This is a genomic window from Leuconostoc citreum, assembly GCF_004354555.1.
GTDB lineage: Bacteria > Bacillota > Bacilli > Lactobacillales > Lactobacillaceae > Leuconostoc > Leuconostoc citreum.
The window spans coordinates 372117-398416 of the sequence record NZ_PUFH01000005.1 but is presented as its reverse complement, the minus strand read 5'-3'; the positions used below and the strand labels follow the sequence as shown (position 1 = coordinate 398416).

General features: G+C 36.8%; 32 protein-coding genes and 1 pseudogene. 30 read left to right on the top strand and 3 right to left on the bottom strand.

The window, feature by feature from the left end:
- Positions 1–15 precede the first annotated feature (15 nt).
- Positions 16–315 carry a hypothetical protein gene (locus C5L21_RS06375; RefSeq protein ID WP_004906971.1) on the top strand — a complete coding sequence of 100 codons (300 nt, stop codon included), beginning with the start codon at positions 16–18 and terminating at the stop codon, positions 313–315.
- An 86-nt stretch (positions 316–401) separates the two neighbouring features.
- Here C5L21_RS06375 and C5L21_RS06370 read toward each other — a convergent pair whose 3' ends face one another.
- Complete coding sequence (locus tag C5L21_RS06370) at positions 402–947, bottom strand: GNAT family N-acetyltransferase (protein WP_004899745.1); 546 nt, start codon at positions 945–947, stop codon at positions 402–404.
- 256 nt (positions 948–1203) lie between these two features.
- On the opposite strand from C5L21_RS06370, the gene C5L21_RS06365 reads away from it, so the two are divergent.
- A complete protein-coding gene (locus C5L21_RS06365; RefSeq protein WP_004899744.1) occupies positions 1204–2394 on the top strand; it encodes an aminotransferase-like domain-containing protein in 1191 nt (396 codons plus the stop codon).
- 41 nt (positions 2395–2435) lie between these two features.
- On the opposite strand, the gene C5L21_RS06360 is transcribed toward C5L21_RS06365, so the two are convergent.
- Positions 2436–3308: a LysR family transcriptional regulator gene (locus tag C5L21_RS06360; RefSeq protein WP_004906967.1), complete on the bottom strand. Its 873-nt coding sequence runs from the start codon at positions 3306–3308 to the stop codon at positions 2436–2438.
- A 223-nt stretch (positions 3309–3531) separates the two neighbouring features.
- On the opposite strand from C5L21_RS06360, the gene C5L21_RS06355 reads away from it, so the two are divergent.
- From C5L21_RS06355 to pgmB, 21 genes and pseudogenes are all read left to right on the top strand, one after another.
- Positions 3532–4257, top strand: coding sequence for an SDR family NAD(P)-dependent oxidoreductase (locus C5L21_RS06355; protein WP_004899740.1), 726 nt, complete (start codon positions 3532–3534; stop codon positions 4255–4257).
- 48 nt (positions 4258–4305) lie between these two features.
- On the top strand, positions 4306–6045 hold the full coding sequence (locus C5L21_RS06350; protein WP_223246000.1) for an MFS transporter permease: 1740 nt from the start codon (positions 4306–4308) through the stop codon (positions 6043–6045).
- Positions 6046–6317: 272 nt separating this feature from the next.
- Positions 6318–6605, top strand: a complete 288-nt coding sequence (locus C5L21_RS06345) for a helix-turn-helix domain-containing protein (protein WP_133286213.1) — start codon at positions 6318–6320, stop codon at positions 6603–6605.
- Positions 6592–7047 (top strand): replication initiator protein A, encoded by a 456-nt coding sequence (locus C5L21_RS09545; RefSeq protein ID WP_241652887.1) that lies wholly within the window; start codon positions 6592–6594, stop codon positions 7045–7047. The genes C5L21_RS06345 and C5L21_RS09545 overlap by 14 nt, the downstream gene beginning before the upstream one ends.
- 22 nt (positions 7048–7069) lie before the next feature.
- On the top strand, positions 7070–7525 hold the full coding sequence (locus tag C5L21_RS09540) for a hypothetical protein (protein WP_241652886.1): 456 nt from the start codon (positions 7070–7072) through the stop codon (positions 7523–7525).
- A 23-nt stretch (positions 7526–7548) separates the two neighbouring features.
- Positions 7549–7821, top strand: coding sequence for a hypothetical protein (locus C5L21_RS06335; RefSeq protein WP_133286212.1), 273 nt, complete (start codon positions 7549–7551; stop codon positions 7819–7821).
- Positions 7793–8152, top strand: a complete 360-nt coding sequence (locus C5L21_RS06330) for a hypothetical protein (RefSeq protein ID WP_241652885.1) — start codon at positions 7793–7795, stop codon at positions 8150–8152. The genes C5L21_RS06335 and C5L21_RS06330 overlap by 29 nt, the downstream gene beginning before the upstream one ends.
- Positions 8142–8558: a single-stranded DNA-binding protein gene (locus C5L21_RS06325; protein WP_133286211.1), complete on the top strand. Its 417-nt coding sequence runs from the start codon at positions 8142–8144 to the stop codon at positions 8556–8558. The genes C5L21_RS06330 and C5L21_RS06325 overlap by 11 nt, the downstream gene beginning before the upstream one ends.
- A complete protein-coding gene (locus C5L21_RS06320; protein ID WP_133286210.1) occupies positions 8558–9541 on the top strand; it encodes a coiled-coil domain-containing protein in 984 nt (327 codons plus the stop codon). The genes C5L21_RS06325 and C5L21_RS06320 overlap by 1 nt, the downstream gene beginning before the upstream one ends.
- 204 nt (positions 9542–9745) lie before the next feature.
- Positions 9746–10039: a hypothetical protein gene (locus tag C5L21_RS06315; protein WP_133286209.1), complete on the top strand. Its 294-nt coding sequence runs from the start codon at positions 9746–9748 to the stop codon at positions 10037–10039.
- 12 nt (positions 10040–10051) lie between these two features.
- Complete coding sequence (locus C5L21_RS06310; RefSeq protein ID WP_133286208.1) at positions 10052–10843, top strand: DNA/RNA non-specific endonuclease; 792 nt, start codon at positions 10052–10054, stop codon at positions 10841–10843.
- Positions 10843–11553, top strand: coding sequence for a hypothetical protein (locus tag C5L21_RS06305; RefSeq protein ID WP_133286207.1), 711 nt, complete (start codon positions 10843–10845; stop codon positions 11551–11553). The genes C5L21_RS06310 and C5L21_RS06305 overlap by 1 nt, the downstream gene beginning before the upstream one ends.
- Positions 11546–11848 carry a hypothetical protein gene (locus C5L21_RS06300; protein WP_133286206.1) on the top strand — a complete coding sequence of 101 codons (303 nt, stop codon included), beginning with the start codon at positions 11546–11548 and terminating at the stop codon, positions 11846–11848. The genes C5L21_RS06305 and C5L21_RS06300 overlap by 8 nt, the downstream gene beginning before the upstream one ends.
- A complete protein-coding gene (mobP2, locus tag C5L21_RS09440; protein ID WP_241652884.1) occupies positions 11841–13343 on the top strand; it encodes a MobP2 family relaxase in 1503 nt (500 codons plus the stop codon). Before C5L21_RS06300 ends, mobP2 begins: the two co-directional genes overlap by 8 nt.
- A gap of 38 nt (positions 13344–13381) precedes the next feature.
- A pseudogene (locus C5L21_RS06285) lies at positions 13382–13603 on the top strand (sugar ABC transporter permease); the annotation flags it as partial.
- Positions 13604–13701: 98 nt separating this feature from the next.
- A complete protein-coding gene (locus C5L21_RS06280; RefSeq protein ID WP_133286205.1) occupies positions 13702–14697 on the top strand; it encodes a LacI family DNA-binding transcriptional regulator in 996 nt (331 codons plus the stop codon).
- Positions 14698–14735: 38 nt separating this feature from the next.
- Positions 14736–14825 (top strand): helix-turn-helix domain-containing protein, encoded by a 90-nt coding sequence (locus C5L21_RS09615; protein ID WP_241652883.1) that lies wholly within the window; start codon positions 14736–14738, stop codon positions 14823–14825.
- Positions 14826–15547: 722 nt separating this feature from the next.
- Positions 15548–16900: an SLC45 family MFS transporter gene (locus tag C5L21_RS06270; protein ID WP_133286246.1), complete on the top strand. Its 1353-nt coding sequence runs from the start codon at positions 15548–15550 to the stop codon at positions 16898–16900.
- 94 nt (positions 16901–16994) lie between these two features.
- Positions 16995–19253 (top strand): glycoside hydrolase family 65 protein, encoded by a 2259-nt coding sequence (locus C5L21_RS06265; RefSeq protein ID WP_133286204.1) that lies wholly within the window; start codon positions 16995–16997, stop codon positions 19251–19253.
- A 56-nt stretch (positions 19254–19309) separates the two neighbouring features.
- Positions 19310–20293, top strand: a complete 984-nt coding sequence (locus C5L21_RS06260) for an aldose epimerase family protein (protein WP_133286203.1) — start codon at positions 19310–19312, stop codon at positions 20291–20293.
- Positions 20294–20295: 2 nt separating this feature from the next.
- Positions 20296–20967 carry a beta-phosphoglucomutase gene (gene pgmB / locus C5L21_RS06255; protein WP_133286202.1) on the top strand — a complete coding sequence of 224 codons (672 nt, stop codon included), beginning with the start codon at positions 20296–20298 and terminating at the stop codon, positions 20965–20967.
- A gap of 173 nt (positions 20968–21140) precedes the next feature.
- On the opposite strand, the gene C5L21_RS06250 is transcribed toward pgmB, so the two are convergent.
- A complete protein-coding gene (locus tag C5L21_RS06250) occupies positions 21141–21362 on the bottom strand; it encodes a hypothetical protein (protein ID WP_133286201.1) in 222 nt (73 codons plus the stop codon).
- Between the two features lie 221 nt (positions 21363–21583).
- On the opposite strand from C5L21_RS06250, the gene C5L21_RS06245 reads away from it, so the two are divergent.
- The 7 genes from C5L21_RS06245 to C5L21_RS06215 all read left to right on the top strand — a co-directional run bounded on the left by C5L21_RS06245 (position 21584) and on the right by C5L21_RS06215 (position 26285).
- Entirely contained in the window at positions 21584–21814 is a 231-nt protein-coding gene (locus tag C5L21_RS06245; protein ID WP_133286200.1) for a hypothetical protein, read from the top strand.
- Between the two features lie 229 nt (positions 21815–22043).
- Positions 22044–22652 (top strand): 3,4-dihydroxy-2-butanone-4-phosphate synthase, encoded by a 609-nt coding sequence (gene ribB / locus C5L21_RS06240; RefSeq protein ID WP_170167814.1) that lies wholly within the window; start codon positions 22044–22046, stop codon positions 22650–22652.
- An 18-nt stretch (positions 22653–22670) separates the two neighbouring features.
- Complete coding sequence (locus tag C5L21_RS06235) at positions 22671–23921, top strand: lysophospholipid acyltransferase family protein (RefSeq protein WP_133286199.1); 1251 nt, start codon at positions 22671–22673, stop codon at positions 23919–23921.
- Positions 23902–24324, top strand: coding sequence for a hypothetical protein (locus C5L21_RS06230; protein WP_133286198.1), 423 nt, complete (start codon positions 23902–23904; stop codon positions 24322–24324). Before C5L21_RS06235 ends, C5L21_RS06230 begins: the two co-directional genes overlap by 20 nt.
- Before the next feature lie 80 nt (positions 24325–24404).
- Complete coding sequence (locus tag C5L21_RS06225; protein WP_170167813.1) at positions 24405–25235, top strand: helix-turn-helix domain-containing protein; 831 nt, start codon at positions 24405–24407, stop codon at positions 25233–25235.
- Between the two features lie 23 nt (positions 25236–25258).
- Complete coding sequence (locus tag C5L21_RS06220) at positions 25259–25558, top strand: hypothetical protein (protein ID WP_133286196.1); 300 nt, start codon at positions 25259–25261, stop codon at positions 25556–25558.
- Positions 25539–26285 carry an SDR family NAD(P)-dependent oxidoreductase gene (locus C5L21_RS06215; RefSeq protein ID WP_133286195.1) on the top strand — a complete coding sequence of 249 codons (747 nt, stop codon included), beginning with the start codon at positions 25539–25541 and terminating at the stop codon, positions 26283–26285. Before C5L21_RS06220 ends, C5L21_RS06215 begins: the two co-directional genes overlap by 20 nt.
- Positions 26286–26300: the final 15 nt, after the last annotated feature.

The window sequence follows — 26300 nt, the reverse complement described above, 5'->3', positions numbered from 1 at the left end:
GAAGGGAGATAACCAATGGTTCATAATTTACAAGCTATCGACAAAGGATATAAAAATGAAATTATCTTTCAACGGCAGATGATTCGTAATTTGCAACGTTGGCAGTCTTTTCTATCCATGCTTGTGGGTGTTGGTATTGTATTAACCTATCTATTTAGGCAACATCATTTATGGTTGTTCGTTGCAGGTATTACATGTGCAACTGTTGGTTTACTTCTGATTCTTGCAGTTGGGTATGCTATATATCATGGCAAAAAAAATCTTGACAAGGTCATTGACCAGTATGCCAAGATAAATCAAGTAGTCAGTAAATAACTTGAAATTGTTTGACATCTTGTTTTTACGGCCAGCACCAGTTTATATTGGTGTTGGCTGTTGAGCAAGATGTTTTTTATCGGTAATCAAGTAAGGTTTTGCCATTCTTTTTTTAGAATGGCATATTGTTGTGTGTTCTCGTATTTATCGGTACCATCAGGGTTTTTTACAAAAGAGATAAACTCGATAAATGTGCCTTCCTGTCGCATACCAAGGCGTTTGCAAAGATTCTGAGAAGGGATATTATCTTCTTCAACGTAAGCATATATTCGTCGTGCGCTTTTGTCATTAAAGAGATAATTTAGTAAAGCATCTGCTGCCTCTGTTGCATAACCTTGACCACTATATGTCGGGTTAAAATGCCAGCCAACACTATAAGTATCTTGGCCCTCATCATCTTCTTGATGAGCAAATAGGTGGCCAATCAAGTGATTATTATCCTTCGTGGCAACAGCAAATTGCAGTTCATCTTTCATTCGTACTTTGATGTCAGCTTGTGCTTCGGCGAGTGTATGGATACGTTCATCAGCAAAACAATTGACGCTGGGTTGGGACATATAAGCTAATAGGTCTGGTGCATCTTTATCCGAAAAAGGTCTAATGATTAAACGCTCAGTTTGAATGTTTGACATATTTAACTCCTATTGTTAATTAGTTGTGATACTTTAATCAAAACATAGCGTGAAAGATTTTGTCAATTAATATGCTGTATAAGTTAAACCTACTGAGTTGTTTATTGTTTTGATAGTTGCTATATATTAGAAATAGCAGTGAGCGTGATGTTTTAATCGAGCATGAATTTATTTCAACTCAAACGGAAATAGTCTCCCGACATGCATGTAGATTATTCTGTAATATAATCTTCAGATAACAAGGAGGCAATACATCATGGCAATTTTAAATGCATCAAAACGTCATCAACCAAATACTGGTCTCAAAATGACTGATTTATTTGCGCAAGCCAATCAAGCAAACAATATTTCATTTGGCATGGGGCTGCCAGACGAAACTGTTTTTCCTAGTGCAGCTTTACAAAAAGCTTTTACGCAAGCAATTGCGCAAGAAGGAGCAGATATATTTCAGTACCATAGCACGCAAGGCCCGGCATCGTTACGCCAAAAAATTGCGGCAATGACAAAAACATACTTTGGTTTGACTGCCAGTGCCGAGCAGGTGATATTGACTCAAGGCGGGCAACAAGCGATTGACATGGTTGGCAGAGCTTTTCTTGATAAAAATGATCATATTGTTGTTGAAGGGCCGACATACATGGGGGCTTTAGAAGCGTTTGATAGTTATGAGCCGACTTATCATGAGGTGCCAGTTAATGACGATGGGATGGACATTGCGCATCTTAAACAAATTTTGAGACAATTTCCGGATATCAAGTTTGTGTATACGGTACCAGATTTTCAAAATCCAACCGGTGTAACGATGAGCTTAGCGAAAAGAAAAGCTTTGCTAGCATTGGCTGAAGAATATGACTTTTATATCATTGAAGATAGTCCTTACCGCTATTTAAGATACACAGGTGATATGGTGCCATCAATTGCATCACTAGATACCAGTGGAAAAGTTATTTTAATTTCTAGTTTCTCAAAAATTTTATCACCAGCACTGCGTACAGGCTGGTTGATTGCTAATAAACAGTTAATCGCATTATTTTTAGATATCAAATCAGCTTTAGATGTTCAGCCATCTCAAATTAGTTTATTAGCGATTGATCAATTTTTAGCTGAAAACAATATTGATGAGCATATACGAGCAGTTAATGCGGTTTATAAAGATAAATGTGCAACAATGGTGCATTATCTTGAGACCTATTTACCAGCTCATGTGCAATTTACTAAACCTGAAGGGGGGTTCTTTCTTTGGCTTAGCTTACCTGAAGCACAAGATGCAGGTAAACTATTGCTGGGACCAGTTTTACAAGAAGCCAACGTTGTTTACGTACCATCCGAAATACAATATGCTTCACGTCAAATTAAAAATCAATTAAGATTAAATTTCACGTATCCATCGCATGAGGACATTAAAGATGGCATTATGCGCTTAGCACAGGTATTAAAAAGCATCTGATAATAAAAACACACACTAATGCTGTTAGTGTGTTTTTATTATCAAGCGACATTAAGATAAGTTTTTATAGCTTGAACGAGTGCATCAACGGCTGGTGGAATTAGCGAATTTTTGCTCTGCACAAGAGATATTGTACGGTAAAAAGGCTCATCGAATGGAAAGACGCTGACATCTCCACTCAATTTTTGTAAGGCTAAATCTGGTAAAATACCAAAACCCAGACCGGCTTCGACCATTGAAACAATGGATTGATCGTCAATTGAAAAGTTAATTGTGTTAGGTTGGACGTCGTAATAATCTAGCGTTTCTTTTGTATCGCGGTCATAGTCAGCTTTCTGAAGGATGAAATGTAAGCCCTGTAAGTCAGCTTGTGTGATTGTTTGCCCGTTAAGTGGTTTAAAGTTAGAAGGTGTGACACACTTTATTTCATCTTTTATTAATTCTGTTACCTTAACATTATTTGTTACGGGTAGGAGTGTAAAGCCTATATCTAACTCTTCATACTCAACAAGTTGGCTGATTTCAGAAAAATTACCCTGTGTTAGAGAAATATCAATATTAGGAAAATGGCCAGAATAGTTTCTGAGTATATCGGGGAGCCAATTGATACAAACACTACTAAAAGCGCCAATTTTAATGATGCCAGATTCGAGTCCCTGGATTGACTGGACGGCTTTTTCTAATTCTTTTTCTTCGGCAAGAATTTTCCGTAGTATAGGGTAAAGTTTTTGGCCATTTGAGGTTAATACCACATCTGAGCGATTACGAATAAAGATAGGAAAACCGTATTTTTTCTCGATTTGGTTGATTGCGTGACTAACAGCACTAGCAGTCACGTTTAAATGTTCAGATGCACGTTGAAAGGATTTTTCCTCGACAATTGACACGATAGTTTCATAAACAAAAGTATTCATTGTAAACCGCCTCCTAGCGTGTAAAAAATATATGCTATCGTTATTTTTTAATGAAAATGAGTAATTTAATTATAATATAGTTGATGGTGGTTAGGGTATAAATTAATCATCACAATTTATCTTGTGATGGGTTACAACAAATTGTAGATAAATTAAACGACTTGGCGTATACTCGAGTGCGTTAGTAATTTGACAAACTAATCGAGTATGAGTGGGAGCAAACATGAAAAATATTGTCATTACTGGCGGTTCATCAGGGGTTGGATTTGCCATTGCAAAAGATTTGTCGCGTGACAATAAGGTAATTATTATTGGCAGAGATGAGACCAAATTAGTATCATCAGTCGCACATTTAGGGCCAAATGTCAGCAGTATATCAGCTGATTTGTCTAAGCGCGTAGGTATCGACAAGGCGGTTGAAAAGATAAATGCCACTTTTTCAAGCGTTGATGTGTTGATTCACAGTGCTGGTATAATGCCACAAACTGCTGATGAAAATATTAAAAATAATTTGTTATCACACTATGAACTTACCGTAGGCTTGAATGAGAGATTAAATAATGCCCGTGTGTTAATCGTCAGTGGCAATCCCAAAGCAATCAGTCTCGCACCAATATGCGAACTGCAAACAAATCAGTTAGCAAGGGCGGCTTGGGTTGTAACACATAAAACGTTGTTAATGGTGCTGTTAGCGGATAGACTTGCGCATCAAAATACAACGGTTAATTCTTTTTTTCCTGGTGATGTTCGCAGTCAATTGATGCCATACACAAAAAATTTAGCAAAAAATGATGTGCCGTTTGCTCGCAATCTTGCGCTTTCTTCAGATTTTGATGGTGTCACAGGATATTTTTTTGATGATGTTGGGCACAATGTTGTGCTGAAGCCAACGAAATACCACTTATCAGTTGCTGTGAAAGTGCTGAAATCATATATTCAATCGATTTAGCATAATCACCAAATTTTTGAAAACATGACTGTTTTTTGGGGGAGTCTTTTGAAGAAATACATACAATCCTACCTGGGATTACATCTTATCTTTTTAATTATCGCTATGATATTATTTTTGCCGTTGCTGTTAAATGGCGAGCTAGTAACTTGGCGTGATAGTCAATTTCACATTGCCCAATTTCATGAGTTAATCATGGCACAGCAAAATGGCCATTTTTTCCCAGACATCATTAGATACTCAGGGACAAATAGTTGGGGTTATGGTTTAAAATTTTTTTATCCGACGTATTTGTTTTATCCTCTAATATTTTTATGGCGTCTAACAAAATTACCAGTGACCTCAATTTTGATTTTTGATATTATCGTAGTTTATTTTGCATTATGGTCTAATTTTGCGATTGTTTATAAAATAACCTCTAAAATAAAACTAGCATTCACATTTGCTTTGACATATGTGTTGACGGCTGCCATTGGTAACGCCATTTTAGATAATGTGGCTGTTGTTAGAATTGCGTATATGACGCAATATGCATCAAATATAGTGATTCTACTAGCACCGGTTGTTGTCCTAAGCTTCTATAACATTATTTTCCTTCATGATAATCGCACCTGGTTACGTGCAGCAATTTATAGTAGCTTTGCCGTGATGTTATCAATTCCAACAACATTGGGCATTGTCTTAACTGTTTTATGTATGGTCGTTGTGGCTTACTTCAAGAGGCAATTGTCCATTAATGACATGAATCAGTTATTACGATCAGTGTTGCTCACGTTAGGCCTGTCTGCTGCCTTTGTTTTTCCGTTTATCGAGCAAAGATTGGCTAATAATTGGGCGAATTTACCGAATAACCCTGATTTGTTTGGTGCGAACTTTAGTACCGTGTTGATGAGAATATTCAACCTATCTGATGTCTTGTCGCTCCTAATTATAGGTCTTACTGCGCTACTTATTTTCTACAAAAAATTTAATTATGTTTATAAAATATTGGGCTTATCTTATATCGTAGCCTTACTATTCCTGTATTCTAATCTATTTCCTTGGTATCTATTTAACCGTGAGCTGAGTGGCGCTCTTCAGATGACGTATCGTTGGCATTTTATGCCAGCGATTTTAGGTAGTCTATTTGTTGCTTTTGCTGTAACAGACTTAATGAAAATCAAGCAAAAAATGCTGCCAATTGTGTCAGTCATGTTAATATACCTGTCATTTAATGGCATGATGCTTAATACGGTTGCCAAAAATTGCCATGTTGATGGTTTTAATAATGCAACGAACCATATTGTTGCACCTAACAAGGATAATCTTAAAACCGATTCATTGTTTGGCGTGACTAATGATAATATTCAAGTGATGTTAGATAGACCATCTCTCGTCTTGGATGATTATCGTGCGCAAGGTCAAGAGCGTAACGCTAAAAGAATTTATTCAGATTCTCTTGTTCAGTTTGATAAGCAAATATTACCTAATCGAACAATGGTCAAAGGCCAAGATTTTTATATTATTGGTGTACCGCGCAATACTAGAAGTGTTCAAACACCGATTACTTATCTTAAAGGATTTGCTGCTTTTGATACGCAAGGTAAACGACTAAAGGCATACAAAAATAAGGGTGGCTTTTTATCTGTTAATCCAAATGGCGCAAAAACAATTCGTCTGACATATCATAAAACCTTAGTACATCAAATTAGTCTGATTATATTTATTATTACATGGCTTGCACTTGGCGGCTATTGGTTGATTTACTTTATTAAAGGCATGTTTTATACAAGTAGATTGAAACATTAATTATGACCATAATGTAACGTGCTAAGTTTGTACTTCGTATGATTTAAAAAGGGATTGCGATGATTATCAAGCACAATTCCATGTTGAGTACAGGTTGTACATCATATTATGAAGTAGAATATTACAATTATTAAGGCCTAAAAGCCTTGATATAACAGTATTCTTCTACTTTTCATAATATGGTGTTTTTTTGTGAGTTTAAGTTACACCTAGCAAATTGTTGTGAGAACGTTTTAGAATTGTAACACAAAAATACGTTATGGGAGAAATTTATGAGTGTAGGTGAATTCATACGCAACAGAAGAGAAGAACTCGGCTTATCACTTCGCCAATTATCAAAACTAACTAACTTGTCAGAAAATAGACTTTTTCGCATCGAGCATGATAGGACAAAAATCTATGCATTCGAAGCAAATCGTTTATCTCAAGGATTATACCTATCCGTCAGTGACATCATGGTTACTGTTGAGAAGAGTGACAAAGAAGAAATTAGTTTTGCGGACAAACTGCTGTACCAGCGCTTAAAGGAAAGAATTGGAGAACACGATGGATCGAATTAGTCAGAAACAGGTAGAGAATAGTGAACGCTTTTATCGTGTACCGAAAGCTTTGTTTGAAAATGAGCAGTATAGCAAAATGATGCCAGAGTCAAAATTAGCTTATGCTATTTTGAAAGACCGTTTCGAACTATCTTTAAAGAATGGTTGGATAGATGACGTGGGTGATGTCTATCTAATTTACAAAAATGGTGATCTGCAACGGATGTTGAATGTTGGTGAAAAGAAAGTGATTGCCATCAAAAAAGAACTCAATGCTTTCGGGTTACTTGAGGAGGAGCGCCAGGGACTAAACCGTCCAAATTTACTATACATAGGCAACTTAAATGTCGAAAAAGAAGTTATCCACAGGCCTGATGCCCTGGGGGACAAGGAACTGTCAAAACGACAGTACCGGAACTGTCAAAACGGCAGTACCAGAACTGTCAAAACGACAGTCAAGTGATACTGAGTATAGTGATACTGATTTGAATGAAACTAAAACTAATTCTTTGGATGATGATGATGATTATATTGGTGGGGCCGAGAATCAAAACCAATTGTCAAAGCCTGCCGACGCCTTACTCGCGACTGGTAATCTATTAGCGCAATATCCACAGCTAAGAAACCTGATGCACAACCTAATTCCTGACTTATTGGTTACCGATGCTGTACAAGCTGGTATCGTGGTCAAATCATTGGCTGATTCGTTAGAGTTTTTAAAAGATGAATTACGTAGTGGCAACACTATTTTGCAAAACCAAATACGCATTCACGGCGAGATAAGACTCACCAGTCTCCTGGAAGAAAATGCCAAAAAACAATTAGTTTACATGAATGAAAATCTAATTGATCATCAACAATTCGGTCGATACTTTTCTAAAGGATTAGCTGCTCGTATACGAACAGCCGTGACGACTAACAAATACGCCATGGGGTATTAAATAGCTTTTATAAGGGGGAGCGCATGTTACATAAATACAACGTCTTTTTAGCAGTAGATTATTTTAACGCAAAGATATTATTTACTGCGCAGTCATCAGGAGAACTCACACAAAAAATTCTAAAAGCCATCGAAAATGGGGCATTAAAAGATGATGGGGCGGTCAGAATGTACCGCACATCGCAGACGTCTTATCAGGCCATTCAAAAATTAATGACGGCCTACAATTTACCATTTCACGAAGCGGCTAAGCCAAAGGAGGTTCAGGATGAAGACCAACCAAATGTCCTTGTTTGATGTGCAAGTATTAAACAGGCTATCACAGGATCAAGAGGTTGTGATTTTAGTCCAACCACTGAAAAATGAATGCCTGTCTTCTGAAAGAATCAGGGCTTTAATCATGAAGCATGATCAGCGCAGAACAGTTCGAAATTACGTTTTTGAAGATTGCTTCGGACAGCAATATGTTGGCTGCCGTTCTTTACCACAGGATGTACCGAAGTCCACAAATAGCTATTTGCGGTTGTTTGATACACACCAAACCTTGTCTAAAACATTGAAGTTAAAAATAGCCCCAATTAAACAAGTGATGCAACAAAGAAAGGATGAGTATTATTATGCAAACTAATCACCACGTCGGCCGTCTCAGTCGCAATATTAAGTTTTACCTTAGCGGGGAAAAACAATATCCTGTCGCTTATTTCTCGCTTGCCATTAACGATTTAAAAGACGGTAAGGCAACTTACATCGGCTATGTTGCTTTTGGTAAAACGGCCGAATTAGTTCGTGATCTCTTGACACAAAAAGGACTAGTTGTTGAGGTCGATTTCAACATGAGAAACCATCAATATACAAAACCAGAAACAACAGAAGTAGTTTATGAAATGCAAAACGTTGTCAATTTTTTCAGAATTTATGGGCAACCAAAATTAGCAAAAAATGTTGATACAAATCAACAAAGTTCGAGTTCTGATTTGCCACCAATGCCAAACTTTGACAGTGCCGATTTCAATGAATGGGGAGGTGAATATTGATGATTGCAACAATGAATTTCTTTAAATGGTTTGGTGATAAATTTACTTTTTTGAACCAAAGCTATCAACGTTTTATTACCTGGTTTGTCGAACACCAGCGAAGGAACTTACTCGTGATTTTTGGCATTTTCATGCTTGTGGCTGTCTCAGTGACAATCCTTGTCAGTGTCGTACCACGTCCTTCAAATATTCCAAGTACGCCACTCAATACCCCAATGCCCTTTGGATCAATGAACAAATCTGCTACGTTAGCAAAATCTGCCTTCAATCCAAAAAACGGTGTCTTAGAATTACATTATCGCATCGCAAATGGTGGCGACTCAAAAAATCAATTCGTAGATATTAATAACATTTACTTTACAGCCATTGCCGATACAAAAGGCAGAAAAGTTAAAGGCTATTACATTCCAACTTCGAACAATACTATGGTCGTTAAATTCACCAATTTGAGCCCAAAATTTAACGTAGTTACCGTGACAGCACACGACAAAAATATCAACACAAATAAAATTGATGCACCCAATAGTGCAAGTGCAATCGCTTCAAGTAGTAATGCAACAAAGGCGTCTCAATCTGAAATAAACCAAGGTAAGTTCACGGTCAATCGTGACAAAGTATCGTATTCAAATACGCTGAGAGATGCCTCGCAACGGACTTTAACTATTGAAGAATATCAAGACAAAATAGCCAATCAAAATGAAGTGATTGGTAAGAATAAACAAGCGATTGCATCATATCAAAAAGCGATTGAACAACAGACGGATGCGATTAAAGAATTGGCGAAACAACAAGTCAATACAACTGATAGCTCACTGCAAACAAGCATTGAAAATGCACGGAGTAGTATCACTCAAATTCGTAGTCAAATCTCTGAGGCACGCAACAATATTGGCAACGCAAAGACTAAAGTTGAAACATACGAAGCAACCATTAAGCAGGTTAAAAAAGGACACTCACAGCTACCAAAAACTAAGGAAATTTAATCCACTGTTTTTCAGAAAATAGCCCAAAAGGGTCATTTTTTTGTACGAAAAACATGTACAACAACCGTATTACATATGTACAACAACCGTATTACATATCTTTTTGGTTACCGTCATTTGAATGCCCGCACGGCGGGATTAGGCAGCAATTGCCGGCATTCCCCCTTAACCTGTTACAATCCATCAAATAAAAAAGAGGTCTATATGTCTAAAGTTAGGAAAGAAATTCGTGGTATTGAGAAAAGTGTCATTGATGTTATTGATCATTACGCCGAAAAAACGAATACAACATCCAATCAATTGATTAAAGAAGTGATTACTGATTACGCAAACCGGCTTGAAGAAATGGAATCATCAAATGTTTTACATGCCTACATTGATGACCTCATTGAAGCTAACAATCGCTTAATTCAAACACAAAATGAAAATACTTTGGTCATAGGTGAGTTAGCGAAGAAAATTATTGAACGCTTAGATTTCTATTTGCCAAAAGAATAAAAAGAAGGACTCATGAAAAATTATAAACGTGCAAAGTATTTTAAACGGATTTTGATAATACTTGTCATTTTAATTGGCATCGGTTATTACAATCGTGTCACTATTATGCAGAAAATAGTTTCACTCAGTACTGAATCACCAATCATTAATATTGATAAAAAAACGTACCATGAAACAGAAAACGAGCAACTAGCGAATCAGGAATTTAACGACCAATCCGTTGTATCAGTCAATCAAAATCAACCGACATTCTCAAATGATGAAATGAAACTTTCAGCGTCTGGTTGGCAAAAACTTTCTGGTCTAGATTGGTTAGGTCGACCGCAGGTAGCGAATGCTTTGTTAAATAAAAAGCTGATGCCCCCAGCTCAAAAGGATAAAGCACGTGAACGCTTAACTGTGCAGACACCTGGTTACCATGCCATCAAAACGGGCGCCAATGGTAGTGACTGGTTATATAACCGGAGCCATCTGATTGGGTATCAATTTACAGGTTTGAATAACGAGCCTAAAAATCTCATTACTGGTACTAGACAATTAAACGCTGACAGTCGTCCAAATGCTAAAAGCATGGTGACCTATGAAACAGAAGTAGCTGATTATTTAAGAGAATCTACTAGTCATTATGTGCGCTATCAAGTGACGCCAATATATCGCAATATGGAATTGGTGCCTCGTGGTGTTCACATGATGGCACAGTCACTAAATGATACTGCGATTAACTTCAATGTTTATATTTTCAACGTGCAGGATAGTTGGCAAATTAACTATCAAAACGGTCAGGCAACCAAAGGGGGAAAGTAATGAAAGATGCGATTGAAATCAGAACTGAACACATCAAAAACCTAGCCAAAAGGAAAAATTTTCTCACAAAAAAATATGCCAATCAAATAGCTTCAGACGTCCCCAAAAAAATTCATGATGAACTTCAACTCATTGATACCTTATTGGCTGATTCTGATGTGCCTGAGGAAATTTATCAATCAAGTCCGAAAATGATTACCATACGAAATTCGAGAGACGAAGAGTGGTATTTCCAACAAATGCTTAACTGGTTAAAGCGGCATCCGGATGTTATCAATGGCCAATTTGCCAGAAGTACCATTTACAAATTTGCTTTGCATTTTTTTGTTGAAAATATTGTCCTCAATTCAAAAAACGCTAACTTGACAATTGGCGAACTGGCCTCAAGGTTAAATGATCTCACACAATCCAAAAATGAAGTTAAACTGACAGCACAAAATAAAAATATTGAGGAATCGTTAAGCTTCATGATGTCAATGATCTATCGTCTGATGGACACAGTACCTGAATCAATTGACCCAACAAATAAAGTGCAATACATGCTTAATCCGATGAGTGAAATTGAACTGAAGGCTTTGGGAACTGAAACTGAGTTAGAGGAAGACTCGGAATTAGCAAAATCGTTTGCCGCTTATAAAAATATTCGCTTCCGAGATAAACAACGGATCAAAAAAATAAATCAAGAGAGAGGAATCATTTCAAATGACTAAAACCAAACAGAACAGAAATAAACAGTTAAAGCAGTATCTGAAAAAATTACAAGAGCATGATTGGCACAAACCAGCAACTTATAACAACAAGATAGCAACAAGACCGATTAAAGATTTAGTTGATTACTATAATGCGCAGATGGTGTTGGTATTAAGAAACAATTTTCATCAATCATTGGAGAGTGTCGCCGGTATTTTAGAAATTCCTAAGGTCCAAGTTTTTCGTTTGTCCGAAAGATATGAGCAAGAGTTCGATAGTATTGAAGAAATTCAAGAGGCAATTCAAAATGGCTAAAACAGGAAAACTAGCAGATTTTAAACTAGGTGAAAAAAAAACCGCGATGGTTAATCTGCCAGCACAATTTGTGACAGCCAGTTCAGCTAATGCTAAAGGTCAAAAGTATTCTAACTTAGTTGATTACGCAAATAACAAAGATAAAATTGACGATCAAAATAATGAGTCAATCACTGAATTATTAGATTTAAAAAAACAATTCAATGAAGCTGGTTACGCAACACGTACTTCTGCCACGACAGAACAAGAACCACTTTTTAGTAGTGACAAATTACATTACAATAATCACGATATATCTGTTTTGCGGAAACGATTAGATACAGCGCAGGCAAATGGGAACAACATTCACGAGTTAGCGTTTTCTCTACGTGGTGACTGGTTAGTCGAGAACAACTTGTATGATCCAAAAACAGGTAACATTGATCAAGACAAATTAAAACATGCCCAACAAAAAGTCGTGAAAACATTGATTAACCAGGGTTTTAAATTACCTTTGGGTGAATCAGACCGAGATGTTGTCTGGTTTGGGGTAATTCACCAGGACACCGATCATTTAAATATGCACCTCTGGTTTGCTAAAGAATCAAAAGAGACACGCCCTGAAATGTTAAAACAATCAGGTCCCTATAAAGGTCAACCAACAGGGGTTATTACATTAGAGAAAATTGAATTAACCAAGCGTGAGTTCAGAAATGAGCTGATGAACGAAAAATCAAGACAAAAGCGGACTGATGTCTTGAAGGGGTTAGGGCAATTGAAAAAAGACATTGTCTCAGCTAGTGGTGAAGTATTAGCTGATGGTCGCTATGTTGGTCAACTTAAAGCTATTTTTCTTGCCTTGCCTCAAGACCAAAAAGGCCATTGGCAAGTCGGAAACAACCGCTTAATGGACAATAATACAAAAATGGCGAAGGCCAACCACCTCACCAATCAATTGCTTAATGATATGTTTCAAAACGAATTCAAGTCAGAATATGATGAGTTCAAACAATTGGGCCAACAATTTGATGCTTTTAACATTGAGGATCAGGGTGTGATGCGCAAGGGTCAGCGTAAGCTGTCAGAAAACAAAGATGAGGCGTTGCGTAGGCGACTTGCCAATAAACTCTATCGCCATTTTAATCAAATTCAAGATAATGAATTAGAAACAATTGATCAAAAATTAATTGACATTAGGTCAAGAATTCATGATCACCAAGATAGCCATCTCACAAAGACAGCGTTTAAAACTGGCCTCAAGGAAAACAACATTCAGGAAAGTAATTCAAAAGTAGCACAAATAAATAATATTCCTGTCAAAAATAACTTCAACAAAACACGAATAGATAACGTGATGTTGAAAAGCAACAAATCATTCTTCAAAATAAACCGGATGTGGCAACAAGACATTCGAGCTGAAACAAATGCAGAACGTCAATTCTTACGTAACCAAAAAAGCGCAGCGAGGGGGCAACAAATTGAAGAAATAGAATCACAAAATCACCGTACCATTTAGAGGAAAAAGCTGTGACATACCCAGACAAGAAATAGTTCTTAGTTTTTACGTCATTGACAGCGTTTACTGGTCTTTGGATAGAATTCATTTTTGCTCAGATTATTATGGGTGACAACGTTAAAAGCTATACCATTGCAATCAGATTATATTCGATAATGACTAAAGAGACAGCCAATTCATTATTCATGAGTTTCGCTGCGGGGGCAGTGATTATTGCAATTCCAATTACGATTTTATTTATTATATTGCAACGATTCTAGGTTTCTGGTGTGACAAGTAAATCGGTCAAAGGTTTAAAAAGATTGAGACGTCAGTCCCAATCTTTTTCATGTTAAAATAACGTGTACAGGAGGTCGCTATGGTAACAATACAAGATATTGCAAATAAATCCGGAGTTGCTATTTCGACGGTTTCACGCGCGTTGTCTGACTCACCGAAAATTAGTGCTAAAACAAAGGAACGCATAAAAAAAATTGCACAAGATATGGGATATACGCCAAATTTTGCTGCACGCAACTTAACACAAAGTGAAAGCAACACGGTTGGGGTTGTTTTTCAACCACAAGCTGAAGATAGTGCTGAAAATGTTTTCTCAATGCAATTACTATTCGGGATTAATTCTCAACTCGTTGCGCGACAATACTTATTGACTACTGCGACGGGCAGCAATTGGTCTGAAGTCTACAATGCCGTTAAAATGATGGTGGAAGCTGGACAAGTTCGCCGTTTTATACTGCTTTACACTGTTGAAAATGATCCAATTTCTGAATTATTACGAGAAAACAACGCCCGGGTTGTTGTCACTGGTGAACCCGAGCAAGCTAATGATGTTTTATATGTTGATAATGATAATCGTCGAGCTGGTGAAGAGGCAACTAGACAGTTAGTTGGCCATTTTAACCTAAAAGCACCGCTTCTTGTTCGCACTTTGGCTGATTGGCGTTATGAGCGAAATCGTGAAATCGGCTTTCATATTGCACAACCAGACGGTCAAGTCTTATCTTTACCACTTGATTTTCAAGCGCAAAAACAGGTATTGGAAAGTTATTTCGAATTGCATCACGAAGTTGACGGCATTATTGCTAGTGATGACGAAATCGGTTATCTGGCACGTAATCAAGCACAAGCTCATTTACCCACACATCCAAAATTGCCAACGATAGCTTTTAATCGTTCTGAATATGCACGACTTGGTGGTAAGGATTTCTATTCAGTTGATGTGTTGCCACGTAGTTTGGGCAGTGAAGCGGTTCGATTATTGTTTAACGATCAGCGTTCTGTCCTGGAGCAAACTAAGGCAACCAGCGTGATTGTGCCGTACCGTTTACCTGAATTTTGTGATGAGACGTGGTGAATTAAAATAATATTGCACGAAAGGCGCATGTCTCAAAAATGACACTTAGCCATGTAATTAATCATCCAAATCAAGTATCACCTGAACTGATGGTGCTGGTACAACATGCAATAAAAAAAGACCGTTGACTATCTGCCAAGTCAAGTCGTACGGTCATTAGTCAACCAACGCCATTATGTCATTCGTTTCTTACTTTTAGAAGATGTTACAACAGTTGAACCGAATTATTGATTCGATTAGCTATAATTTACAACAAAAAGGTTAGACACTGGAAATTAGCTTAGATATTACGCCAGAGAGACAATCTATTGACGTGAATAATCGAGCAGGCATTGAATAAACGACTCAATATATGTGCCGGCAGGGATATCGTGATATTTATTATATTGTTTTATCGTTAGATTAGTATTGAACTTAATGCACAATTTCTAATTGCCGACTACGATTATCCGTGCGAGCGATTAGATTGCACTTGTTGTGCTACGTGCGGTTCAGCCGAAATCAAACACCTTATAAGACAAGCGTTTGTCTTAATTGTTGAAAAAATTGTCGCACAAATTATTTTTTAAATTGAATCAAAAAACGATAGAATTAGAAAATACCAGCATTTCAGCAGTTATAGCTGTTCGATAAACAACAAGTTTGCATAATGTTATCGTTAACATTGTGCAAACGCTTCCATTAATTATCCAAATGTTCTATACTATAAAATGTAAACGGTTACATATATTGGTGTTCAGAACATGTTCCTGATTTCTAAAAAAACAGTTTCATCACGAATTGTTCATATAAATAATGCATGATTAGAGCAAATCAGTTATGTTTCAAAAAAATTTTGGAGGAAGTAATGATGGTAGATAAGAAAAAAGGGCAGGGGTTGCCAAACCTGCCGCTAAGCACCATTTGGATGCTGAGTTTTGGATTTTTGGGCGTGCAGATGGCATTTTCATTGCAGAGTTCCCAAATGGGACGTATTTTTCAGACCTTGGGTGCTGATCCCACTAAGTTAGGATTTTTCTTCATCCTACCACCATTGGCAGGGTTGTTTGTTCAACCACTAGTTGGTTATTTTTCAGATCGCACTTGGACAAAACGCTTTGGTCGTCGAATGCCTTACCTATTGGTTGGCGCTCTTGTGTCAGTTATTGTGATGTTCTTGTTGCCTAATTCAGGTAGTTTTGGTTTTTCAACTACTGCTGGTTTGTGGTTTGGAGCAATCACAATTTTGTTCATGGATTTGAGTTCTAATGTTGCAATGCAACCCTTCAAGATGGTTGTGGGTGACATGGTTAATGAAGACCAAAAATCATACGCGTACTCAATTCAAAGTTTCTTATCTAATACAGGGTCTGTTCTGGCAACAATTTTTCCATTCTTGCTGACAGCGATTGGTGTTGCTAATACAGCACCTAAAGGTCAGGTTCCAGCTTCTGTGATTATTTCATTCTATGTTGGTGCGTTAGTCTTAGTTATCTTTTCGCTAATTGCAGTCTTTAACGTGAAAGAATACGATGATGCCACTTATGAGTTATATCATGGCTATGCTTTGAATACACCAGATGATGGTGAAGGTGGCTTCTTGACTTTGTTAAAGCGTGCACCAAAAACATTTTGGATGGTTACTTTGACTCAGTTCTTCTGCTGGATGGCATTCCAATATTTGTGGACATATGGTACTGGTGCTGTGGCAGACAATATTTTCCATGCAACTGATCCAACAACGGCTGGGTATCAGAATGGTGGTAATTGGTTTGGTATCATGTCAGCGGTTTATGCTATTGCAGCCGTCGTGTGGTCACTAGTCTTATCAAAAATCCCAGCAACTAAAAACAAAACGGGTTATGCTTTGTCACTCTTTTTAGGGGCAATTGGTTTCACATCGGTATTCTTTATTCACTCACAGTATTTGTTGATTGGTTCATTTATTTTAATCGGTATTTCATGGGCAGGTATGATGGCATACCCATTCATTATGGTAACCAACGCATTGCCTGGTGATCACATGGGTACGTATCTAGGATTGTTTAACGGTTCAATTTGCTTGCCGCAAATTCTAGCTTCGGTTGCTAGTTTTGCACTATTTCCTGCACTTGGTTCACATTTCCCATCAATGATCTTAGTATCCGGAATCTTAATGTTAATTGGTGCTGTTAGTGTTGGGCTTATCAATGAAATTCACAGTAATCCAGTAGATGCACAATAATGGCTAACGCTTCGGCGTTAATATGTACGATCGGTCGTCGTAGATATTAGCGCTGAAGCTAAGCATTCGAAAAATTGAAGAGGTAGAAAGTCTTATGAAACGAATTTTTGAAGTTGATCCTTGGACAGTTACATCACATGATTTGAATCCCAAAGATAAGCGTCTCCAAGAATCTATGACGAGTTTGGGCAACGAATACATGGGCATGCGTGGCATGTTCGAAGAAGTCTATTCCGGTGACACACATCAAGGTATTTACGTTGGTGGTGTTTGGTTTCCAGATAAAACACGTGTCGGTTGGTGGAAAAATGGTTACCCACTTTACTTTGGCAAAGCTATCAATGCCCTAAATTATGTCAAAGCAGACATTTACGTTGATGACAATCAAGTTGATTTAGCTAAGAATGATGTGACTGATTTTGAAGTGTCATTGGATATGAAAAATGGTGTTTTGCATCGAACATTTACTGTGTTTGGCGTGACGTTTAAAATTACGCGCTTAGTTTCAGCAGCAGTGAAGGAACTAGCAGATATTCACTATGACTTGTCATCTGCTGATGGACAAGCACACAAAATTCGTTTTGATGCTAGTATTGATGCTGACGTCGTCAATGAAGATTCAAATTATGATGAAAAGTTTTGGCAAGTTTTGGATGCAGGTAATGAGACTAATTCATCGTTTATCGCTACGCAAACGATTGAAAATCCGTTTAGTGTGCCACAATTTACAGTTGTTGCCCGTCAGAGCTTTGTTGGCGGTGAAAAGCATGGTGTGAACCGCTCTGAAAAAGAAGTGACTGATAACTTTGACATCGAAGTACCAGCCAAAAGTTCCGTTAGTTTTGAAAAGCGCGTGATTGTGACAACTTCGCGTGATTATGATAGCCTAGCTCAAGCGATTAAAACAGGCGAGACACTAACTGCGGATCTTGCCACACAAACATACGACGATATCTATACAGCACACGCGCAAGAATGGGCTAATCGTTGGGAAAAAGCTGATGTTCAAATTGAAGGAGATGATGCGGCGCAGCAGGGTATTCGCTTCAACCTATTCCAGTTATTCTCAACTTACTATGGTAATGATCCACGTTTAAATATCGGACCAAAAGGTTTCACTGGCGAGAAGTACGGTGGTGCCACATATTGGGACACTGAAGCTTTCGCAATTCCTGTTTACCTTGGTGTTGCTGATCCGTCTGTGACTCGTTCATTGCTACAATATCGCTTTGATCAATTGGATGGTGCATTCCACAATGCCAAAGAACAAGGCTTAAAAGGTGCTTTGTACCCAATGGTCACCTTTGATGGTATTGAGTCACACAACGAGTGGGAAATTACTTTTGAAGAAATTCACCGTAATTCGACAATTGCTTATGCGATTTATAATTATACAAACATCACGGGAGATCACTCATGGCTTGACGGTGATGGCGCACAAGTTTTGTATAATATCGCACGCTTCTGGGCAGATCGTGTCCACTATTCTGCCCGAAACGATAAGTACATGATTCATGGTGTCACGGGTCCCAACGAGTATGAAAACAATGTTAATAACAATTTCTATACAAATTGGATGGCAAAATGGGTTTTGCAATACTCACTTGAACACTACGATGAAATTCATGCTGACGAAAAAGCTAAGTTGGCTTTGACAGATGAAGAATTAGCAAGGTGGCAAGAAATTGTTGATAAGATGTATTTGCCAGAGGCTGATGTTGATACCAAGATAGGTCAAAAGCATATCTTTGTTCAACATGATACATTTTTGGATAAAGATTTGACACCAATCGCTGATATGCCACAAGACATTCGTCCAATTAACCAAAACTGGTCATGGGATCGCATTTTGCGCTCGCCATATATTAAGCAATCTGATACATTACATGCCATGTTCTATTTCCCAGATGCGTTTACTGAAGAAGAAAAGCGTAACAACTTTGAATTCTATGAACCATTGACAGTGCATGAGTCATCATTGTCGCCATCTGTTCACTCAATTTTGGCTGCTGACTTACAAATGGAAGATAAAGCAGTTGAAATGTACGAACGCGCGGCCCGTTTGGACTTAGATAATTATAATAATGATACGTCAGATGGTTTGCATATAACCGCTATGACAGGTTCATGGTTAGCGATTGTGCAAGGATTTGCCGGCATGCGTGTGCGTGATGGTAAACTCCACTTGAAGCCATTCTTGCCAAAGAATTGGACAAAATATGCTTTCCGTTTGGTATTCCGAGGTCATGTTTTGGAAGTGTCAGTTGATGGTCAAGGTGCACATGTTGAATTGATTTCAGGTGAACCATTAGTTATTGACCTATTAGGACAAGATGTCGAATTGACAAAGTAATAAGCCTGATGATGAGCGAGAAATCGCTCATTTGCTGTATAGCAGGAAAGGATATCATGAAAGTAGTAGAGAAGGATTTTGGACAATTACCTGACGGAAAAATCGTGACGGCGTTTACCCTAGAAAATATTAAACACACACAGATTACTGCGATTTCGTACGGAGCAACTTGGCAGTCATTTTCCGTTGAACGTGATGGTGTCAAACAAGAATTATTAGTACAATTTGATGATTTAGCCGCGTATTTAGATAATCCATTCCATTTTGGAAACACAATTGGTCGCGTTGGCGGCCGTTTATCAAAAACTGACTATGATATTAATGGGGCACATTTTACATTAACATCAAATGATCATGGCAATGTTTTACATTCTGGCATCAATGGCTTTGATGCGGTTAATTGGCACGGTGAAGCAAGAAATTTGGGTACAGCGGCGGAAATTAATTTCACACGTACTTTTGATGATGAATTCGCCGGACAATTAGCTGCCCAAGTAACCTATCGATTGGACGATGAGGATCGTCTAGATATTATATTTAGTGGCATTTCAACTGAAAATACATTGTTCAACCCAATGACGCACGTCTACTTTAATTTAGTTGGTAAGGATCAAGATATCAGTCAGCATAAATTACAAATTGCGTCACGTCAACATCTTGAAGTTGATAATCACACGATTCCAACCGGTAACGTGCTTGATAATCAAAATACAAAATTTGATTTTGCGCATTTGCACGCCTTGGGACAGGAGCATTATGATGATGCTTGGGTATTAGATCTAAGCCGTCAAGGCGAGGGATTAAAACTAACTTCACCAGATGAAAGCTTGACCTTGACAGTAGATTCAGATCGCAATGGTGTTGTTGTATTCACTGCCAATCCTGACGATAACAGTGCCATTAAAACAGCGCTTGCTATTGAGATGCAGAGCTTGCCTGACGCGGTTAATCATGAAGACTTTGGTGATATTGTTTTGCCGGCAAATGAAACAAAAACATATACTGTAACTTACCAAATTAAAAAAAGTGAGGATAAATAAAAATGGCTAAATTTTCAGATATTAAAGGTTTTGCGTTTGATTTAGATGGGGTTATTGCTGATACGGCGCGATTTCATGGCGAAGCTTGGCATCAAACAGCTGATGAGGTTGGCACAACTTGGACACCAGAGTTGGCTGAAAGTTTGAAGGGCATTAGTCGCATGTCTTCTTTGCAAATGATTTTGGATGCTGGGAATCATGCTGATGATTTTTCGCAAGCGGATAAAGAAGCATTAGCAGAGAAGAAAAATCATCATTACCAACAACTTATTTCCACATTGACGGAAGATGATGTTTTACCTGGCATGAAAGATTTCATTCAATCAGCTATGGCAGCCGGCTATAAAATGTCGGTAGCTTCAGCCTCTAAAAATGCACCAATGATTCTAGATCATTTGGGATTAACTGAGTATTTTGTTGACATTGTTAATCCCGCCACTTTGACAAAGGGAAAACCTGATCCTGAAATCTTCATTCGTGCTGCGGAAGTCTTACATTTAAATCCAGAAAATGTCATTGGATTGGAAGATTCAGCTGCTGGAATTTCCTCAATCAATGGCGCAGGTGAAACATCACTAGCAGTTGGTATTTCAGATGTATTGTCACGAGCGGATCTGAATTTTGAGTCTACTTCAGAGGTGACATTAGCAAATATTGAAGCTAAAATGCAATAGATAACTAAAAAGAGTGTCAGTACATAAAAACACTGACACTCTTTTGTTGTTTTAATTAACATTTGCCACCGTATTGCCCTGCTTGAGTGTGATATCGGTAAAAGTTACGGTATGCGGTGATGTATGTGATCAACGAGAGCCGTAATAGCTAATTCATCCATCTGTGTAAATTTTTACTGCACAGGTGCTAAAATAGGACGTGCTAATTGGGTTAATTCTGTCCAATCGATGATCACAATTGATGGATTCTCAGAGACAGAAATGCCAACACCTTTTGCACCATTTAGTAATCCAATACTGCTGATGTCTGCTGAGCCAATTGCAGTCGTGAAAGGTTGGGGATTCCCAAATATTTTGGAAGCATACAAAACATTAACTGAAGTCCAACCAGCCATTGCATGGTATATCAATTTTTAAAACAAAAATTTCATCTCAAATGACGTTGACAAGTTGGGAACACATAATTAACTGGTAGAAATGCAAGATGGTAAAAGCTAATCAGTTAGCCAATGCTTAACTGGATGACTTGTTCAAAAGCGATTTGAAAGAAGAATTCATTAGTTTCAAATTATTAGCACAGGAATTTGATGACTTTAATATCGATGATTAAGGCGTCATGAATAAAAGTCAGCGAAAATGTTCTGACAACAAAGAGGATGAGTTCCGCAAGCGTTTAGCTAATCAGCTTTACAAACATTTGGAACAAATTGAAGATACTTCTTTAAGAGATATTGATAAAAATCTAGTTGAATTGCGAAGGCAATTTAATAAGCAAAATCAACAAAGTAAAGTAAATCAGTCTAAACAAGCGCCTAGCCCCAAGGAAAAAAATTTTGACACATATTAATCAAATAGTAATATGTTGACAAAATCAAAGCAGATTGATGACGCAATGCCAATACTTGGGAAAGTTGAACAAGAAAAAGATCAAGTAGATGATGATTACCAAAAATACAGACAATTGTAAATACTCAATGAAATATCAGTATTTCGATAAAAATTATTGATATTTCGGTGTGAATAGAGACAAAAATAAAAGTATGCTTTGTAATATAGAAAAAGGAGGTAGTCAAATAATGGCTAATGTAGAAGAAATTGTTAAATATATGAAAAAAGGTGGATTAATCATTCTGGTGGATGATGAAGATAGAGAAAATGAAGGTGATTTAGTTGGCATTGGAGCAAAAATGAGTCCAGAAAATGTAAATTTTATGGTTACACATGCTAGAGGATTACTATGCACTCCTGTTGGAGAGAGTATTACACGCCGTTTAGGTCTTACTCAGATGGTGGCAAATAATACAGAGAGCAATGGAACAAGGTTCACTTTTTCGGTTGATGCTGAGACAGTACATGGCGTTACAACAGGAGTGTCAGCGTTTGATCGTTCAGCAACTATCAGAGTTTTGGCAGATCCATCAAGCACAGAGAAAGATTTTGTTCACCCTGGACATACATTCCCTCTCAAAGCACTTGATGGTGGGGTTGCAGTTCGGAATGGTCATACTGAGGCTGCAGTAGATCTGGCTAAATTAGCAAATGAGGAGCCAGTAGGCGCTATTTGTGAGATTCTAAATGAAGATGGAACAATGGCACGACTACCTCAGTTGATTACTATGTCCAAAAAGTTTAACTTACCACTACTAAGTATCAAAGAGTTAACCAACTATATGGAAAAAATATAGATGTAGGAGTGTACGTAAATGAGTTTAATAAATACGATTCTTACACAGTTAACAACAAAAACTGTAAGTTTTTTTGTTGGCAACGTAAAAGGTTTAGAGAATCTAAAGTTTAATGGGCCGCGTATAATCATCGCTAATCATAGTAGTTACATGGATCATTTTGTGATTTTATATCTTCTAAAAAAACAAAATCCAAATCAAGCTGTTTATTTTTTAACCAAGAAAGAGGCCTTTGAAAAACCATTTTCAAGATGGTGGCATTTATCTTTAAATAGTATATCTGTTGACAGGACGAAAAACGCCATGTCTTCTATGATGGTTCTAAAAGATAAGCTGATTACTGAAAAGGCAGTCGTTGTCATTTATCCTGAGGGAACTAGAACCCCAACTGGGAATATGTATTTTGGAAAAAATGGCGCAGAAAGTTTATCCTACGTCACGGGAGTTGAAATGATACCAATTGGTATGCATGAAAATTTTGATGTTTTACCTAAGTTTTCAATATTTCCGAATTTTAAAAAGATTAGTGTAGCCGTTGGAAATTCAATCCAAATACCAAAAACCTCCAGAAAAGAAATACCAGCCATTAGTAGATCCAATATCCAGTTGTTAAGTAGCCTGGCACGTGAAAAACTAGAAAGCAAATCTGTCGAATCAATAGATGTGAAAGAAGAAATGCTTCAAGCGATGATTGACGATAATCAAAAAGCTTTGAGAAGTTATCCTGATGCGAATCATACACCATTAGATTATCATAAACGAGTTCTGTATCTGGGTAAAACATTATTAGCTCGTTTCGACAGTTCTTCATCAGAACAAAATTTAATTTTTTTAGAAATCGCGCGTGCTTACGGAAGACTAGGATACCTTAAAGGTATAAAAACCTTAAAAGGAAGATACTATATGATGAAGACTACTTCAGCACTTAACAAGGCTTCATCAATTGCTGAAAAAAGTTCTGAGTGGTATTACATTAAAGGGCATCAGAGTTTGTTTTTAGGTGACAAAAAAAGTTATTTAAAAAATTTAGTTAAAGCCAATGACATGGTCAGGAATAACATACAGTACATGCTGGCTTTAGCTAAAGCAATGAATTTGAATCATGAATTTTGTTCTGCGCGAAATATTTTATTATCTATTCTAAAAGTTGACACTTGTACGCAATTAGATGATCGGCGTAAATATGAAGCAGTTGTTCTTCTAATGAGAATGGATTCACATTTTGATCCTAGTCAGGAGTTGGTAAGAAATGAAAAGATTATTGTATGAAACTATTGAGATAGAAAGTGACAAAAATCAAGTTTCAAATATCTTAATGAATGGTATTCAACTGTTAAAAATTGATCCTAATATTATGGGAATTGAGCCAGTAGCTGAAAATGAATTCCTGATTTTAAGACACGGAGCATTTAATAGACAAGATATGTTACTCATTTTGGAAAAACAAAATTCTATTGAATACAAAATTGATGGTCAAATTATTGATTACAGTATTATTTGGGAATTTGAAACTTTAGACTCTGGAATAACCCATTTAACCCAGTCATTCTATATAGACGAAACAAGTAGAATTACTCCAATTCTGTCTTTATGTAATACAGCACTTTCAAAATTCTTTAGTACTTTTTTAGAAAATATAAAACGGTTAGCGGAAATCTCAACCACGCCATGAATTAGTTGTTCTAAACACGTTTGCATCAAAATGGTAAAATAGAAATTAAAAGAATGCTATGTTTGAGGATGGTTGGAATTATGCAAAATGTTCTGGATGAGGCGACTAAACGTGTTGGGGAACTAATCAAATCGAGTAGAAAAAGGAAAAAACTTACACAGTCTGAATTGGCTAACGGTCTTTGCTCACAAGCTATTATAAGTAGCATAGAAAGTGGTTGTGATATGCCAAATGTCTTTCTGTTTTATAAATTGTGTGCAAGACTAGATGTTCCTTTGACTAACTCATTTTTAAAACAGATACTAGATTTTGAAGCTTCCTCAAATTTTGCTGAGCATGTGTTTCAACTATGTAAAAATCATAAATACACTGAAATGATAGAGTACATGGAGTCAAGTAAAATATTAGATCAGCTTGAATCAAACAGGGATTTCCAAACTTACTACTATTATTATGCCTGTGCTTTGTATCAGACCAAAGGTAATCTTCTTGAGGTAGAAAGATATCTAAAGATTGCTATTGCTTGTACTCTTAAGAAACCTTATCAACCTAAGAATCAAATTGAAATTTTATTGATTAATTCTTTAGGGGTTGTAAATTTAGATTTTGGTTTTTTTGAAAAAAGCTTTGATTATTTCGACACTGCTTATAATGCCTTCTTAAAATGTCAAGAAAACACTGAAAATTTAAATGTCATTTCATATCAATATGGTGTATTTTTATATAAACAAGAGAGGTATATAGAATCACTTTCAGTTCTCTTGAAAGGTTTTGATGATGTCATAAAAAAAGAAACTTTTTTTATGCTAGCTGAATATTCTTTGTTAATATCTAAATGTTATAAAAATATTGGTAATAACTTAGATGCAAAAAAATATTATGAAAAATATGGTGCTTTTTTAGATCTGTGAATTATGAGAACGGGAGAAAATTTGTGGATGAAAATGATAATGAAATTGAAATAGAAATTATCAATGCTGTATCAACAGTGTTTTCATATTCAAAAGAGAAATTGTGTAATTCTTTTTGTATGTATGAATCAAAACCTAATTTTATACCAGCGGAAGTCAGTTGGGGTGTACTAAAATACTATCAAGAAAAGAATAAGTTTTATGAAGTATTAAATATTTTAGAAGATAGATTCCACGTTATTATTCTGGATGAAAAAATTGATGGACAGACGTTAGGGTCTTTCGTAAAGGATATAAAAGAATATGTTAAAAGAATTAATTAACAATCAAAAAACAGTTTTCATTACGGGTGCCAACAGAGGAATAGGTCTCGGAATTGCTAAATACTGTGATTCTCAGGGTTTTAACTTAATTTTGCACGCCAGACGAGAAATTTCTGATGATATTTTGGGTCAATTTCAAAATTTAATCAATGTAGCCATTTTTGATATAAATGATAGTCAAACTATGAGCAAAGAAATAAACAGAGTACTCTCTACAGATGTAAAAATAGATATTCTAGTCAATTGTGCAGGTCTCACAAATGATTCTCTTTTTGTAAACATGACAGCTGGTCAATTCAAAAATGTGATAAACACCAATTTCTTAGGAACTGTCAACGTTATAAATTGTGTCATCCCAAAAATGATTACCCAGAATGAAGGGGCAATTATAAACATTAGTTCGGCGATTGCAGAGATTGGCAATGTTGGGCAAGTAAATTATGCTGCATCAAAATCAGCGCTAATTGATTTCACACACCTGTATGCTCAAGAATATGCAGCAAATGGAATCAGAGTTAACGCAATTTGTCCGGGAATGATAGTCAGCTCGATGACTGATAAATTATCAGGAAAAATGAAACAGTACGCTTTATCAAAAATTCCATTAAAAAGGTTTGGAAAATCTTTTGAAGTTGCACAAATGGTTATAGCTGTTGCACTAAATACATATATGACAGGTTCGATAGTTGACATTAACGGTGGATTACGAATGGGAAACAACAGCTGATTACGAAAGAGGTTA

Coding starts and splice junctions, on each gene's coding strand:
- C5L21_RS06245 (WP_133286200.1), top strand. CDS start 21,584: ATGAATAAAAGTCAGCGAAAATGTTCTGACAACAAAGAGGATGAGTTC.
- C5L21_RS06305 (WP_133286207.1), top strand. CDS start 10,843: ATGAAAGATGCGATTGAAATCAGAACTGAACACATCAAAAACCTAGCC.
- C5L21_RS06300 (WP_133286206.1), top strand. CDS start 11,546: ATGACTAAAACCAAACAGAACAGAAATAAACAGTTAAAGCAGTATCTG.
- mobP2 (WP_241652884.1), top strand. CDS start 11,841: ATGGCTAAAACAGGAAAACTAGCAGATTTTAAACTAGGTGAAAAAAAA.
- C5L21_RS06325 (WP_133286211.1), top strand. CDS start 8,142: ATGCAAACTAATCACCACGTCGGCCGTCTCAGTCGCAATATTAAGTTT.
- C5L21_RS06215 (WP_133286195.1), top strand. CDS start 25,539: ATGTTAAAAGAATTAATTAACAATCAAAAAACAGTTTTCATTACGGGT.
- C5L21_RS06370 (WP_004899745.1), bottom strand. CDS start 947: ATGTCAAACATTCAAACTGAGCGTTTAATCATTAGACCTTTTTCGGAT.
- C5L21_RS06330 (WP_241652885.1), top strand. CDS start 7,793: ATGAAGACCAACCAAATGTCCTTGTTTGATGTGCAAGTATTAAACAGG.
- C5L21_RS06355 (WP_004899740.1), top strand. CDS start 3,532: ATGAAAAATATTGTCATTACTGGCGGTTCATCAGGGGTTGGATTTGCC.
- ribB (WP_170167814.1), top strand. CDS start 22,044: ATGGCTAATGTAGAAGAAATTGTTAAATATATGAAAAAAGGTGGATTA.
- C5L21_RS09615 (WP_241652883.1), top strand. CDS start 14,736: ATGACACTTAGCCATGTAATTAATCATCCAAATCAAGTATCACCTGAA.
- C5L21_RS06235 (WP_133286199.1), top strand. CDS start 22,671: ATGAGTTTAATAAATACGATTCTTACACAGTTAACAACAAAAACTGTA.
- C5L21_RS06315 (WP_133286209.1), top strand. CDS start 9,746: ATGTCTAAAGTTAGGAAAGAAATTCGTGGTATTGAGAAAAGTGTCATT.
- C5L21_RS06230 (WP_133286198.1), top strand. CDS start 23,902: ATGAAAAGATTATTGTATGAAACTATTGAGATAGAAAGTGACAAAAAT.
- C5L21_RS06270 (WP_133286246.1), top strand. CDS start 15,548: ATGGTAGATAAGAAAAAAGGGCAGGGGTTGCCAAACCTGCCGCTAAGC.
- C5L21_RS09545 (WP_241652887.1), top strand. CDS start 6,592: ATGGATCGAATTAGTCAGAAACAGGTAGAGAATAGTGAACGCTTTTAT.
- C5L21_RS06265 (WP_133286204.1), top strand. CDS start 16,995: ATGAAACGAATTTTTGAAGTTGATCCTTGGACAGTTACATCACATGAT.
- pgmB (WP_133286202.1), top strand. CDS start 20,296: ATGGCTAAATTTTCAGATATTAAAGGTTTTGCGTTTGATTTAGATGGG.
- C5L21_RS06375 (WP_004906971.1), top strand. CDS start 16: ATGGTTCATAATTTACAAGCTATCGACAAAGGATATAAAAATGAAATT.
- C5L21_RS06360 (WP_004906967.1), bottom strand. CDS start 3,308: ATGAATACTTTTGTTTATGAAACTATCGTGTCAATTGTCGAGGAAAAA.
- C5L21_RS06345 (WP_133286213.1), top strand. CDS start 6,318: ATGAGTGTAGGTGAATTCATACGCAACAGAAGAGAAGAACTCGGCTTA.
- C5L21_RS06335 (WP_133286212.1), top strand. CDS start 7,549: ATGTTACATAAATACAACGTCTTTTTAGCAGTAGATTATTTTAACGCA.
- C5L21_RS06280 (WP_133286205.1), top strand. CDS start 13,702: ATGGTAACAATACAAGATATTGCAAATAAATCCGGAGTTGCTATTTCG.
- C5L21_RS06260 (WP_133286203.1), top strand. CDS start 19,310: ATGAAAGTAGTAGAGAAGGATTTTGGACAATTACCTGACGGAAAAATC.
- C5L21_RS06320 (WP_133286210.1), top strand. CDS start 8,558: ATGATTGCAACAATGAATTTCTTTAAATGGTTTGGTGATAAATTTACT.
- C5L21_RS06310 (WP_133286208.1), top strand. CDS start 10,052: ATGAAAAATTATAAACGTGCAAAGTATTTTAAACGGATTTTGATAATA.
- C5L21_RS06365 (WP_004899744.1), top strand. CDS start 1,204: ATGGCAATTTTAAATGCATCAAAACGTCATCAACCAAATACTGGTCTC.
- C5L21_RS06225 (WP_170167813.1), top strand. CDS start 24,405: ATGCAAAATGTTCTGGATGAGGCGACTAAACGTGTTGGGGAACTAATC.
- C5L21_RS06250 (WP_133286201.1), bottom strand. CDS start 21,362: ATGGCTGGTTGGACTTCAGTTAATGTTTTGTATGCTTCCAAAATATTT.